The 13,659-nt window shown below is 39.3% G+C and carries 13 protein-coding genes and 1 tRNA gene; 2 read left to right on the top strand and 12 right to left on the bottom strand.

The features are described from left to right. Positions 1-16 precede the first annotated feature (16 nt). The 4 genes from BMX22_RS03535 to BMX22_RS03520 form a co-directional block, all read right to left on the bottom strand. Positions 17-1,645 (bottom strand): recombinase family protein, encoded by a 1,629-nt coding sequence (locus BMX22_RS03535; protein WP_074740708.1) that lies wholly within the window; start codon positions 1,643-1,645, stop codon positions 17-19. Between the two features lie 121 nt (positions 1,646-1,766). After that, a complete protein-coding gene (locus BMX22_RS03530) occupies positions 1,767-1,991 on the bottom strand; it encodes a hypothetical protein (protein ID WP_074740706.1) in 225 nt (74 codons plus the stop codon). A 144-nt stretch (positions 1,992-2,135) separates the two neighbouring features. After that, positions 2,136-2,615 carry a hypothetical protein gene (locus BMX22_RS03525; RefSeq protein ID WP_318259670.1) on the bottom strand — a complete coding sequence of 160 codons (480 nt, stop codon included), beginning with the start codon at positions 2,613-2,615 and terminating at the stop codon, positions 2,136-2,138. Positions 2,616-3,144: 529 nt separating this feature from the next. Next, positions 3,145-3,510: a hypothetical protein gene (locus BMX22_RS03520; protein ID WP_028521605.1), complete on the bottom strand. Its 366-nt coding sequence runs from the start codon at positions 3,508-3,510 to the stop codon at positions 3,145-3,147. A gap of 261 nt (positions 3,511-3,771) precedes the next feature. On the opposite strand from BMX22_RS03520, the gene BMX22_RS03515 reads away from it, so the two are divergent. Next, positions 3,772-4,923, top strand: coding sequence for a DUF6076 domain-containing protein (locus BMX22_RS03515; RefSeq protein ID WP_074740705.1), 1,152 nt, complete (start codon positions 3,772-3,774; stop codon positions 4,921-4,923). A gap of 93 nt (positions 4,924-5,016) precedes the next feature. On the opposite strand, the gene BMX22_RS03510 is transcribed toward BMX22_RS03515, so the two are convergent. The 8 genes from BMX22_RS03510 to BMX22_RS03475 form a co-directional block, all read right to left on the bottom strand. Next, the gene (locus tag BMX22_RS03510) at positions 5,017-6,051 is read right to left on the bottom strand and encodes a hypothetical protein (RefSeq protein ID WP_074740703.1); all 1,035 of its coding nucleotides are present in this window, start codon (positions 6,049-6,051) and stop codon (positions 5,017-5,019) included. A gap of 168 nt (positions 6,052-6,219) precedes the next feature. Further along, positions 6,220-7,002, bottom strand: a complete 783-nt coding sequence (locus tag BMX22_RS03505; protein ID WP_074740701.1) for a hypothetical protein — start codon at positions 7,000-7,002, stop codon at positions 6,220-6,222. Between the two features lie 60 nt (positions 7,003-7,062). Then, on the bottom strand, positions 7,063-7,419 hold the full coding sequence (locus BMX22_RS03500; RefSeq protein ID WP_074740699.1) for a TerY-C metal binding domain-containing protein: 357 nt from the start codon (positions 7,417-7,419) through the stop codon (positions 7,063-7,065). 44 nt (positions 7,420-7,463) lie between these two features. Continuing rightward, a complete protein-coding gene (locus BMX22_RS03495; protein ID WP_074740697.1) occupies positions 7,464-8,384 on the bottom strand; it encodes a PP2C family serine/threonine-protein phosphatase in 921 nt (306 codons plus the stop codon). Beyond that, a complete protein-coding gene (locus BMX22_RS03490; RefSeq protein WP_074740695.1) occupies positions 8,378-9,127 on the bottom strand; it encodes a vWA domain-containing protein in 750 nt (249 codons plus the stop codon). The genes BMX22_RS03495 and BMX22_RS03490 overlap by 7 nt, the downstream gene beginning before the upstream one ends. Before the next feature lie 14 nt (positions 9,128-9,141). Then, complete coding sequence (locus BMX22_RS03485; RefSeq protein WP_074740693.1) at positions 9,142-10,464, bottom strand: protein kinase domain-containing protein; 1,323 nt, start codon at positions 10,462-10,464, stop codon at positions 9,142-9,144. 1 nt (position 10,465) lies between these two features. Further along, complete coding sequence (locus tag BMX22_RS03480; protein ID WP_074740691.1) at positions 10,466-11,971, bottom strand: hypothetical protein; 1,506 nt, start codon at positions 11,969-11,971, stop codon at positions 10,466-10,468. Positions 11,972-12,326: 355 nt separating this feature from the next. After that, positions 12,327-12,402, bottom strand: a tRNA-Thr gene (locus BMX22_RS03475). Between the two features lie 506 nt (positions 12,403-12,908). Between BMX22_RS03475 and BMX22_RS03470 the strand changes: the two genes are divergently transcribed. Further along, entirely contained in the window at positions 12,909-13,577 is a 669-nt protein-coding gene (locus tag BMX22_RS03470; RefSeq protein WP_074740690.1) for a hypothetical protein, read from the top strand. The last annotated feature ends 82 nt before the right edge of the window (positions 13,578-13,659 follow it).

The raw sequence follows: 13,659 nt of genomic DNA, 5'->3' as shown, positions 1-13,659 counted from the left end.
GTATTTTCTTATTGATTTACGCTGCTTTATCGACGGTCTGACTCAGTTCGCCCACGAATCTGTAGAATATCTCAACCTGCTGATAGGTTTTTCCGTAGAGCTTTTCCTTGTGGTGCACCACGATTTTGTCTATGAGCTCGTTGAGTATTTCTGCATCCAGCTTCTTTATATCCGTATATTTTTCGATGACATTTGTGAACTTCTCCGCCGCATCAGACTTGACTCTGAGCTTTGTGATCTCCGACGTCATTTCCGGTATTGACCTCTTGAGCTCAGTCTGTTCGGCTTCAAATGAATTAGTCATCTGTGTGTAACGATTGTCGGGAATTTTGCCAAGCACGTAATCCTCGTATAGTCTGTTCAGCAAGCGGTCTATCTCAGTTATTCTGTCCTGAGCCTTTGCGAGCTCATTCTGAAGTTGAATGATTTTCTTCCCGCTGCTGTCACTGCATTTACTGTCGAGGTATGCTCGGAAATTATCCTTATTCTTTCGGTACGATTTCAGCACACGCTTGATATCATTGAGCACCAGCTTATACACTACGTCGTAGGTTATATAATGTGAAGCGCAGTACTCTTTCCCATGAGTCTTGTACATCCAGCAGGAGTATGAGCCGTGATAGGTTCCATCGTTGCGTTTCTTTTGTGAGTAGGTAAGTGCGTGACCGCAGTCGGCACAGTAGAGAAGTCCTGCGAACATCTGAACCTCACCTGTCAGCGTCGGTCGCCTCTTGGTACTCATCATTCGGTGTGCTTCATCCCACAATTCCTGTGTTATTATAGGCTCGTGACAGTTCTCAACGATTATCCAATCCTCTCTCGGAACTTTCACTTTTTCCTTGCTTTTCATAGACTTGCACTTCTGCTTTCCATAGATGAGCTTGCCAAGGTATACTTCGTTTTCAAGTATCACTCGGATTGAAGTAACGTGCCAGTCGAACTCTCTCCGCCAGTAATCCGACTTGAAGTAGTCGGGATTATGGAGATTGAAATACGCGATAGGAGTGAGAACCTTTTCCGCGCGGAAGATCTTTGCTGTCTTATTGTACCCGATACCCTGCGCCGCCATTCTGAATATCCTTCGCACCGTTTCAGCGGCAGGCTCGTCTATTACAAGGTGATGCCTGTCATTCGGGTCCAGCTTGTAACCGAACGGAGGTTTTGAACCGATGTACTGTCCCGCCTTCGCTTTTGCTTTCTTGGCTGTCTTGGTTTTTATTGAAGCCTCTCTTGCAAAGTAATCGTTCAGCACATTCCTCATCGGGAACATCATATCGTTTTCGTTTTTCATTGAGTCGTAGTTGTCGCTCACAGCAATGAATCGAACTCCGAGCTCCTTGAACTTCTCAACGTACATTCCGACTTCAATGTATGACCTTCCGAATCGTGACTGGTCCTTAACCAGAACCGTATCTATCAGTCCGTTCTGAATGTCCTCAAACATTCTCTGGAACGCAGGGCGGTCAAAGTTAGTGCCGCTGTATCCGTCGTCATCGTACACTTCATAATTATCTATTGCATGATCTTTGCAGTACTGCTCCAGTAATAATTTCTGCGAGCCAATGCTAACGCTTTCACCCATTCGCCCGTCATCGACCGAGAGTCTGCAATACAGTGCTGCTTTTTTAGGCTGTTTGTTTTTCATTAAAACTCCTTTCTCAGCCGTGCAGCAGATCCTTACACGGAACAGTATACCACACTTCCGCTCAGAAATCCAGCACGCACAGTTGATTTCGTAGGACTGCACAAAAAACAAATTCCGGCTTTTACACCGGATTACTCTCGGTCTGCTTTGCATCAACGGCAGGCTTTTCATCACCCCTTTCGAGCTGTCGGAGCATTAGTTCTCCGAGCGACTCTTCAGCCCTTTTCCTGCCGAGGAAAGCAGACCAAACACGATAGGTGACACCGTCAACAGTACAGTCGTGATGCAATACGGACTGTACCTCGGGATTTTCACTGCAATGAGGTTTCTCAAGTTTTACGCTCATACATCCGCCTCCTCTAAAACTATTCAATTCAATAAATCAAATATCGCTCGGTACAAAATCAGATCGTACCGCTTTGCTGCGCCTGCGTGTTACCAGCCCAGACTTTTTTGGACTCCCTTTCGGGTCGGCCCAGGTGTATCTATATCACTCCTCACTTCTCTGAAATCTTACAGCACTCTCGAAGTTTATTATGCCATTTATGCGTCTGACCTCATCTGTTACCATCTGCCGCAATTTAAAGAGTGTTGTATCTTCGATGTCGTTGATTGCCGCAAGCATATGAGTTTGTGCTCCGACTTCAACAGCAAGTTTGAATATTGCACGGGACAACCGCTGCTCCGAACCTTTAATATATCCGTCGATTATTGTTGAGAGTTGCGGAGCCAAGTATTCTATTGCTGTATGATCCTGTGTGTTGAGATAGCCGCAATAGAAACGGATGGCTCTTTCTATAAACTCCGACCTAGAAGTACAGCAATCTTTCTTATAAGCCGCATCGACCATCTCAAGCGTTTCGGGATACAGCTTCATCCCGAATCTTATCTTACCTGACGACAATGCGACCTCTTTTTCTGCGGAATCACCGCATCTTTTCTTATTATCCTCTGAATTATGCGACTCCATTTTCAAAAACCTCCGCTCCATGCGACTTTCATTATACTCCCAAAAGCCTTGAAAATTCGGTGGGCTTTGCCCGTCCGAGGTGAGCATCCGGGCGCTGAATGCGACCGGATTTTAACCTGCAAACCAAAAAGGGGCACGGGTTCTCCCGCTTCAGCGGCAGGCGGAATGCCGTCTGCTATGCTTGCCGGTCTTGCGGACCGACTTCCGCACCGCAGGTTTGTCCGTTTTTCTCCCTCTGATATATCCCCCAACTCGCTCCACGTTGCGCGACAACCGCGTTCAACGGGAGCGGTGGGGTAACTATACTATTTTGGTTTTGAAGGCGGCAAACTCGGGGCTTTCTGCGCGTGTTTCGGATAATCGCTCCTTACACGTTTCCTGTCATAGTTATTATTGCAAAGAAAAGAAGGCGCATAGTTTATATTATCTTTGATAGCTAATATATATCTTCCTTCTCTGTATTAAGTATCTATTATCTTGTATACTTAATATATAAGCCTATGACATCATGACACAGCCCCTATGACAATCAGCTTTTAAATTTCAATGCCAACTCTGCGTCGCGGAGCTTGTCCTCGTCCATGTCGTAATTCAGGAATGCGACCTCATAAGAGTTCTCGACCTGACGACCGTTGTCAGCGTAATTGTTGTGGATACGAATGATATCCTTCTGCGCAAGAGTTTTCAGTGCGCGCTCAACATTGCTCACCGACATTGCAGTGTCTCTTGCGATACCTGTGCGGCTAATGGTCGAGGTTTTCTTTTCGCTGTCGTAGTAGCAGAGTAGATCCATCACCACCTTGAACTCGGCAGGCGTAGTGATGTTGAGATACTCAAGCGGAGAGTTGATGCCGTTAGAGTACGCTGTGCAGTTGATAACGTTCAAATCTTTCATCTACATCTTCCTTTCGCGTTTCGAGTTTTTACTTGTGATGTCAAGAGTTGTCCGGACGTCTTAACTGCATTCAGTATACACGACAGCTTGACAAAAGTCAATAGATATAGTATACTATCTCTACCGAGTTCAATCTATAATCTATTTTTATGAACAAATTGTAAACTTTTGATTACAAGCTATTTATACAGCTGTTTTCAAAGCAATCCGCAGTGTTATGCGCTCTGACGAAATAGAACACTATTTCTGAAAGGAGTTATTATGTTTGAGATAGAAGCACACTACCATGACAGAAAAATATATCTTTCCGACGGCAGAGTTTATCCGCTCGGAGAGATACTTCTGCGCTATTTTTCAATGAATTTTTATGACTTGGGCGAACTGTTTGACGTATGTGAACGTGCAAAGTCTGAGCTGAACATCAGTTCCTTATTCTGCCCTGCTGACATAGGCAAGTGCGCACAGGAAATAGAATTCACATATGACAGCATCATGGACATTGCAAAGTCACTTCCACCCTACGACACAAAGCATTTCAGGCACGGTCTGCTGAGAAATCTGTTCGCGTACTACAACGACATTTTTGATGAGCCATTTTATGAGGACTCGGAGTTTGAAGTCGATGACTACAACGAACACTTTGTCAACGCAGAGAGCACTCCTGTGTCGTATGAGGAAATGTATATTACGGAAGAACTGCATGAGCTGAGAGCGCTATCTGATTACGAATTTGACAGCAAGAAGGTTTTCAGCAACTATGAAAACAGAAAAGACGCCGCAGACTTCACGACTTGTATCGAGCAGATGACGAACGAGTTCTCAACTTTTATCGAGGACATTATCCGCGTCAAGAAAATCTTTATGCCGTTTGTAGACGAACTATGTGACCACAACAGTTATCCGACAACTCAGAAAGTGATTGACACCTTTCAGCGTTATACAAGTATTGTTTCAAGCGGAAGTATGTGCATGGGACATACAATAATTGAAACGAAAAAAGGTCCCATACTCTGTGAGACATATCGTTTCACATCGCTGGGAGCCTTTCTTTATTTTGAATTGTTCAAGTGCATTGAGGAGAAGTTTATGCCTGTCAAGTGCCGCAACTGCGGACGCTGGTTCATCATGAAGCACACTACCTTCTCACATTACTGCAAGCGCCTTGTAAGTAGCAATCCTCCGAAGACTTGTCGTGATAATGCAATGAGTCATAACTTCAAGGAGAAGATAAAGAGTGATCCCGTTTGGGAGATATACAACCGTGCCTACAAGCAGCACTACGCTCGCTATATGAAAAAGAAAATGAGCAAGTCCCAGTTCGCAGAGTGGGGCGACTATGCTATCGAGCTGCGTCAGAAGGCTGCTGATGGTGAGCTGGAAATGGGTGAGTATCAGAAATTAATAAGAATTTAAACACCTTTCTCGAAACATGGATTCTGAATCTGTTTGTATTACAAAAGATAATTAGCTGTTCAGCTTTATATCCTCTTTCAGTTGATAAATCATTCATTTTTTATCCTTGTTTTTTCCATCGTCGGAATTCTCCTCTTTTTTAGATTTAGTATATGATTCTAACGCTTTAGTAATGTGTTCATTGATGTTTTCATGGCTAATCACTTCTTCAGGAAGTTCTTTCAGTATATCTTCGTATTGATACTGGAGTACATTTTCACGAGGATAAAGTTCTTGCTTAAGCAACGCCATCCATTGTGAATCTAAGGGAGAAATAAATGGTCTTTTAGGGATAATGTTATCTAAGCGTTGATTCAATATTCCATTATACAATGTATTTACGGTAGTTTCAGTAGCTTCAGCAGATACAGGATTGCTGATGATTTTGTTTATTTCACTGTCAATAAAGTCAATTGCCTTTTCAAATGTGTTTTTTTGTTTGAGATAATCAGCGTATGATATATTATGTGCGTGCATCGTATCATTTCTATAGTCAATTATATCAAGAAAGTGTTGCTTAATAAAATCGTCACTATTATTACCGATAACAATATTCCAAATTGAGTTCTCAGACAAATCGTTTAATATTTTCTGATAATACAGTTTTGAAGAGTTTTTCTCATTCACTTTTTTTCTAAACATATTTATCATTTGTTTATCAGCAAATAACAATTCGTATACCTTTCCTAAGTCTTCTTTTTCAAGCTCGGCTAATACTACTTTCGACTTATCATCTACATTGTCATTGTATAAAGAACATTTTAGATACAAAAGATGACGAAGTTTTCTTTCAAAATCATTGATTTTAGGAAATATTGCTTTATTGAAATGCGAAGCACTTTCGTTATGTAAAACTTTAGGATTAAATCTAATTATATCATCATTTATGTATGAAAGATGTTGAGCTGCTTCGAGAGTATCTTTTTGTGTTGTAAATGAAAGAATCCATACTGAAGAATCATCAAATTCCCGAATTTCTTTATGAAGGTCAATTGCTTCAAAAGCCTTTATAGCTTTTGTAGGAGTATATGTATAATCTGATATTTCCTGTTTATTCTCAGTATCTGAGAATAAGTATATTAATTTCATAGCTTAACCTCTATCTTTCCAATCGCATATCAAAGTTCCTAAAAGAAACATAGTTTCATTTATTCTAAATTCACGAACAAACCATTCATGATAGTATTATATACGTTATGTAATTTTACAACCCCTTATAATACTGCAATATAAAAACAAATACGTATTTCATTTATATTATTCTTTGGAATAATAATATATAATAATTCTTGAGTTGTTTTCATACGTTTCGCCTTTAATAAAATCTTCTTTACCGCTTATAGAAACATGTTCTACGGTGTCGCTCCAATCAAACAAACCTTTGGATTTTGTTGTTTTTTGTGCTGAAACATTTGTGAATCCAGCTTTTTTAAGCTTTTCAGCAACTTTTGAATACTTTTCACCTTTAAAATCATCAGCTGAGGCAGGTACTGCTATATATTCCCCATTGATGTCATTTTCTCTTTTCTTCTCTAAAATAAGATTAATATAATTCTCTCTTTTATCATTCCATGCTTTTTCTTCTTCAGATGACCAATTTGAAGTATAGTATAATTGATTTGCTTTCAGTAGAGCAGAATCATAATTCTGATTATCAATATCTTCAATTATTTGAGATTCTGTTTTCTCCAGCTTTTTAATTTCTTTTCTATGAGGAATACTGGACACTAAATACATAAGGCCAAGGGGACCAAGCGAAATAACAGGCATGAGTATTAATAATATAATAATTCTTTTGAAGTTAAATCGCTCCTGTTGATGCTCTTTATCCTTCATAAGAGCTTTATGTTCTAATTCTGTTTTATGAAGTTCCACATTTTTTTCAAGTTTCTTTATGTCAACCCTTGCTTGATATGCCGCATCACTCATTTCACTAATGATGATTTTACCACCGCAGTAAGTACAGAAAAATGTATCCAAACCGTCTTTTGGTTCTAATACAGCCCCACAATGAGGGCAATCAAGTTTGAGCATTTTCACAACATTTCCCTCCTTGAAACAGAAGCATAATAAAGCATATCAATATAATAGGCGAACCATTCAATCTTCGCCAATTCTTAAATCAAAGGAATCTGTTTCTTTAAAACTGTTTGATCTATTTCCACACCAGGCGCAAGTAAACTCGCCAGAATCATTATAGCAGGTAAATTTACCACAGCTTCCACATTGAACAAAACCTGTTGTGGCGCAATACGGACAGCCTGGATATGTATTTGCATAACCTATATTAACAGTCAATGATTCTTTATCAAAGCCCTCGTTTTGAGCTCTTTTTTCACTTATAGGAAACGCCCATGTAAGATCCCAAGCATTATTGTATTGCTGCTGTATCCTTACTCCGAACAGCTTTTTATTGTGTTGGCATCTCATAAGGACAACCTTTGCGTTTACAAACATATTCTTAATCCTCCGTAATCAGCAGATTTTGCTTATGGTTATGATTATTCATCATCTTTTTCATTACATTCTGGATTCTGAGCATTAGGTATGACAAGAGATTTGTTGATTATTGCTCCGATTGATACGTCATCACCACTGCCTTTTTGAGACAAAACCGGAAGGTATTCTTTTAATTCAAGCTTTGTTTTATCATATCCATACTTATCAAAAACAGATAAAATCCCCTTATAGAAGGAGAAGAGTTCATCCGTTGATGTGAACGAATCTTCAATTCCATCTGTTCCGCAGAAAAAAGCGACTGGTATATTATCAGTAAAGACGATATGTCTGAATTCGTCAATTGCGTTATCATCACATAGCGAGGTCGTAATGTTCAATTGACAGTTCTCATCTTCGGGAATCGGAATGCTTGCAGATAAATCTTTATCAAATACTACCGCCGAACCATCTCCGATCTGAACTCCGAATGCATATTTATCAGTAACGACAAAAGCAATCAAAGTCGTTCCGTATGCTTTATGCTTTGCTGCATCTTCTTCGGATTCGTAACGCTGTCTTGATTTTTCAGATAAGTCTGACAGTTCTTCTTCAGAAAAAGGATGCCGATCAATGTCGGCTTGAACCTTTTGGTGCCACTCTTTCAAAATGCTTTTTTCAAGTTGAAGTAGTATTTCGCCTTGTTTGTTTGCTAACATTTTTTCAAATAGTGCATTATCTACATTATTTACAAAATCAAATACTACCTCCATGAAAGCTTCTACGGCATATTTTGAACCTAAAGCTGTACGAGGATATTCTTTGCTGCCGTGACCGTCAGCAACAACGCATACAGATATACTCTCTTCAGAAAAGCAGTCTGATGCATCTTCACATTCAATATCATTTTTCTTATGGTTTGCCCCTTGAATTGTACAACTCAAGGAGTAATATGAAGTATTTTTCGATTTTATTTCAGTTACCATTCTCCCCATTCCTGTTCATCGTTACTTACTGATACGGCTTCTGACTCAATGCTATTTTTTACATCTTCGACAATGGCTGCTGAATCAAATTCCGGAGTTGTAAGCATATCGCTTGATGCTTTACTGTGACTCTGAAATTCAGAGGCTCTTACACTAACCTTATGAATCATGTTTTTAAGAGTGCTTTTATCCTTTGCGTCAAGTATTGCTTCACTATTACCCGTAAACTCAGTTAAAACATCTCTGTCCGAGCCGCTTTCAATGTCAATAGCAATTTTAATAGCGTGCTTAAACCAGTTGTTTTGTTTGATTTTGGTAAGTGCGCCTTTCCAGTCATCTGTAGGAGCACCATCGCTTAAGAGAATTATAACCGGAGCATAAGCGCCTGTTTGTGAACTTAGAAACTCGCTTCGTGAAAGTCGTTTATCCAATTCTGTAAGTGCAGCGCCTAAATCAGTAAGTCCCTGAGCTGTAAGGTCTCTCCAATTAGTTAACTGCTCCAAATCGGCAGGACCATTTTGCGGAGTAATCCATTCAAATCCGCTTGAAAACTGCATTATTGCAACTTTAATATCTGCGTCATCATTTGCCTGTGCAACTTCTCTTAATAATGGGATACATTCCTCCATTGCAGCGTTGACCGTGCCTATTTTAGTGCCTTTCATGCTACCGGATGAATCGATAAGATAGAATAAAGTCATAATTCTGCGAGGTGCGGGGGTTATTTCTTCTAAAAGCGACATAATTGATCCTCCTGTTAATTTATAGTTCCGACTTCGTTTTTATTGTTTGAAAAATGAATGGTATAGCCTTCTTTGATTGGCATTACGGTTGCTGGAGCAACTTCTTTTTGCGTTCCGTCAGGCAAATCAACAATCCAACTCTGATTGCTCAAGTTTTTTATTCCGAAAAGGTTAGGAATCTTTGGATTCATAATAACAATACCGACCTGGCTTTTTATATCCTGAGTCAGCGAGTCGATATGATAATGCATTATCTTGACTCCTGGAAATAGCGGCAATTCAAAAGATTGCAGTTTTAACGTATTTTTAACTACGATAGGCTTCTGACATTTCGGCTCGACGCAGTAATTCTTACCAATTTGAGTTAAAAAAGTTTCATCATGGCAATACGGACAAGTAATAATGCTTGCCTTTAATCTGAAAAAAGCGTCCATCCATTCTTTTTCGATGATTCTGTTTTCTCGATTCAGCATTACCTCTTGGCTGAACGCTTTTATAAACATCCGCTTTATGAATTCAGGATAAGCTGCCCAGAACTTTTTCAGATTGGCGTCTGTTCCGATAATAGGGCGATTTGAAGTTATATCAGGATCATATATAAAAATAGGTTCTTCGCCGTAATACTTTCTTTCAAATTCTTTTGTCATACACGGCGGAGTAGACCTAACACCTTCCAACGGATGATTGATAAACAGCAGTCTGAATAAAATTACCGATAACGAAAAACGATCAGAGTATTTGTCAGGAGCATTCTTTCCTGTTACAACCTCAGGAGCCATATATCGCTGTTTACCAAGAATCCCAAGGTTGATTCCTACGGGAGAAACGTTATCATTATCACATATTAGCACATTTCCATTTTTAGGATCAATGAAGAAGTTGCCGTTGTTAATATCCTGATAGCTGTATCCTGAGTTGTGCAACTCTCTAAAGCCCGATATTATATTAATAGCGGCGTTGACTACTGCATCGAATGATTGAAACCGAATTTGTTTTCTTCTTGCGGTATTTACAAAGAAGTCGGTCAATTCATAATAACCGTCTGGGCGAAGATCCATTAAATATCCAAATGAATTATCATAAGTCTTGGTTATATACAAAGGCCATAAAAAAGACGGAGATGGGGCGCCTTTAGTGATATTGTTTTCAAGATTTTTATAGAATTCCTCGCTTTTATCTCCAAATACGCCGGAATGATACCATTTTAAAGCGTACTCTTTACCATTGTATCGAACTCTGTATACTGTTCCTTGACCTCCGGAACCTAATTCTGAAACAACAACAGCATCGTCTCCATATTTCATTTTAATTCTATCGTTTGGTTTGAGTTTAGCCATCTTAATCTCCTTTTTTGGCATGGTATTTGATTACTACTTTTGCGCTTTTGGCAAAAGAATCACCTTTTTTAAAGCTCGTTGAATCGTTTATGGATACTGTTTCTGTTTCTCCAACTTCCGTGAACAAACCAATTTTAACATCCCGAATAGGCTTGCACTCAATATTAACAAATCCTGCTTTGTGTAACTCTGATTCAACATCAAGATAATTCTTGCCTTTATAATTCTTTGCTGAATTTGGAGCAGTAGTAAAATAGTCATCAGAGTAATCATGATATGATATTACGATTTTTGAATCAACAGGAATCATGTCTCCTTTATTAAAGCTATTGCTCTCATTAATCGAAATATCACTAATGGTGTTAAGATTAATCGTATTCTCATTTTTAATAGTTATATCCTTGACTTTTTCAGTTGTAATATTAGTACAGCCAAGATTTGAAAACTGCTTTTTTACCTGTGTGTAATCAGTACCCTTTAAGTTATTTAATGTATCAGGAATTGCAACATAGTTATTGATTGGATAGTCGTGATAAGTTATGATTATATTTGCGTTGAATGGAATAAGGGCATTACGATTAAAACTATCTATATCATCAATTTCTATTTTTTCAATTTTACCAATCATGGCACTTTGTCCAAGCTTTAAATCCTCGTTTTTATGAGTATTAATATTTTTAAAGCCAGCACTTGAAAGCTCGTTTTGAATCTTGTTGACGTCTTGATTTATAACTTCTTCCGAAGAAAACGGAATGTAAATTTTCAGGGTATCTGATAATCCATGATAGCTAATTACGATGAGTGTGTCTTTATCAAGCCATTCATCGTCATCATTTATTTTAACATCAATCACCTTGTTTTCGTTAACGGAAGGTGCTTCATTAATATCCTTAATTTCTTTCGATTTAATATTTGTAAACCCTAATTCTGTAAATTCATCATAGACTGTTTTATAATCATTTCCTTCATATAAAGTAGTTGGATTAGTGAAGTGTATTTTGTTTCTGTGATCATACCATGGTTTTATTTTTGAATAGGCGATAGTAACAATAATCGCAACTGCAATTATAATTGAAATCACCTTTATATGTTTAAAAATCCATTTACCGAAATCTTTAAGTCTTGTTTTTCTCTTTTCATTCTTTTCTTTGCGTTGCTTTTCTTTTTCAACATCGTTAGGAATAACAACATTCCAACCCAATGCGCTTACAAAAACGCTACATATTTCAGAGGAAGTAGATTCTTTGATTTTAGACTTGTGGACAAGTTCATGATTTAAACGGTTAATAGCTTGCTGTTTTGCAGAATCGTTGCGAGAATTTGCTGATATCAGCGTATTTATTAGTTCACAATCAAATACATATTTTATTAGATTAATGTCGCTCTTTTGATCAGGAATAATATCACTAAGCATATTAATGCATCTTCTGGAATCTGTTAAAATATTAATTCCATATTCCTGAATCAAATAGGCGAGAGCTTTGTCTATGCTTCTAAATTCTTTCATTTTTCATCCTCTAAGAGCTGGTTAAGACAGAATAGTAATTATTATATATAATTTTATCAGATTTTTACTTCAAATTCAATATAATAGATAAAAATTTACTTATATCTAACAAAAAACGGCATATTTTACAATGGCAGCGGCTTTCCTTTGTAACAAATAGCCGATTAGTTTTTCCTTCTACTGCTTCAATACTTCTACAAAACGGCAATCTTAAAGTTGTGTAATATAACTTACATTCTACGGCGTAAATATAATATAGTTCTCAAGGTTTATTCTTTTTACCCCGCTACTGATTCCGCCAAAGCTTTAGCAAAAACAAAAACCGCTTAGAAGTCTATTCTAAGCGGTCTTCTTGTGGAGCTGGAAACGTGACTTGAACACGCGACCTGCGCATTACGAATGCGCTGCTCTACCAACTGAGCTATTCCAGCATTAATTATTAAATTTTTTGTAAGGCCTGCACGGCTGTCTCTTTAAAATCACTCTGCGACCTGCTCATTACGAATGAGCTGCACTACCAACTGTGCTACACAAGCATATTAAATTTTTGAATTTGTAAGGTGCTGCACGGTTGTCGCTTTATTTTCAGTCCGAGACCTGCGCATTACGAATGCGCTGCACTACCAACTGTGCTACACTAGCATATTAAATTTTTGAATTTTGTAAGGGTGCTGCACGGCTGTCGCTTTATTTTCAGTCCGAGACCTGCGCATTACGAATGCGCTGCACTACCAACTGTGCTACACAAGCGTATTAAATTTTTGGATTTGTAGGGGACGCTGCACGATATTTTCACCTTTCGTCACTCCAATATAAACATTATACACCATTCTGGCGGACTTGTCAAGCATTTTCTTTTGTGTACCAAGCGGAGCGGGCTGTAGTTGACAATATAAGTGTAAAATGGTAAAATCAGGTAAAAGGCAGGAGGGACGATATGAAAATAGAGAACAATATACTTCGCTATTATCTGCGGAACGTTTACTTCATCACGGGCACGGCATATGCCGGAAAATCAACAGCTGTGAAGCTGCTTACGGAGCGGTGCGGACTCATATTTTGCGGAGAGAATTATTTTACGGAGGTCACGGATAAGGTGGCAGAGCCGTCGGTGCAGCCGGACCTTTGTTATATAAAGTCCCTTACGGATTTCAGGGACTTTGTGACACGCGCCCCCGAGGAATACGAGCGATGGATGTATAACACAGGCAGAGAAGCAGCGGGATTCGAGGTCGCGGAGCTCATCGCGCGCGCGTCGCAGGGGAGGGTCATCGCAGACACGAACATACCTCTTGACATTCTGCGTGAAATATCCGATTATGACCACGTTGCGGTTATGCTGTCGCCGAAGAGTATGAGCGTGGAGCGCTTTTTTGACCGTTCGGACCCCGAAAAGCAGTTCATACTCAGCACGATCGGGAGCTGTGAGAACAGCGATGAGGTAATGGCGAATTATCGCCGCGGACTCGAGCTCATCAACAGCAGGGAGCACTACGAGGAATACGCCGGGAGCGGTTTTTTCACCCTCGTCCGCGAGGACGACGGCAGAGATACGCGCGAGGAGGTATTTGAAAAGCTTGCACGTCACTTCGGCTTTATAGAATAGTGAGTTCTTTACGCCCGGCGAAGAATAATGCCAGTCTGACTTTGTCAGCGGAGCGTGATAAAACAGATCCAAAATGACATCG

The organism is Ruminococcus sp. YRD2003 (assembly GCA_900109435.1).
Taxonomy (GTDB): domain Bacteria; phylum Bacillota; class Clostridia; order Oscillospirales; family Ruminococcaceae; genus Ruminococcus; species Ruminococcus flavefaciens_G.
Note: the sequence above shows the minus strand (reverse complement) of the source record. Positions and strands in the feature narration are given on the sequence as shown.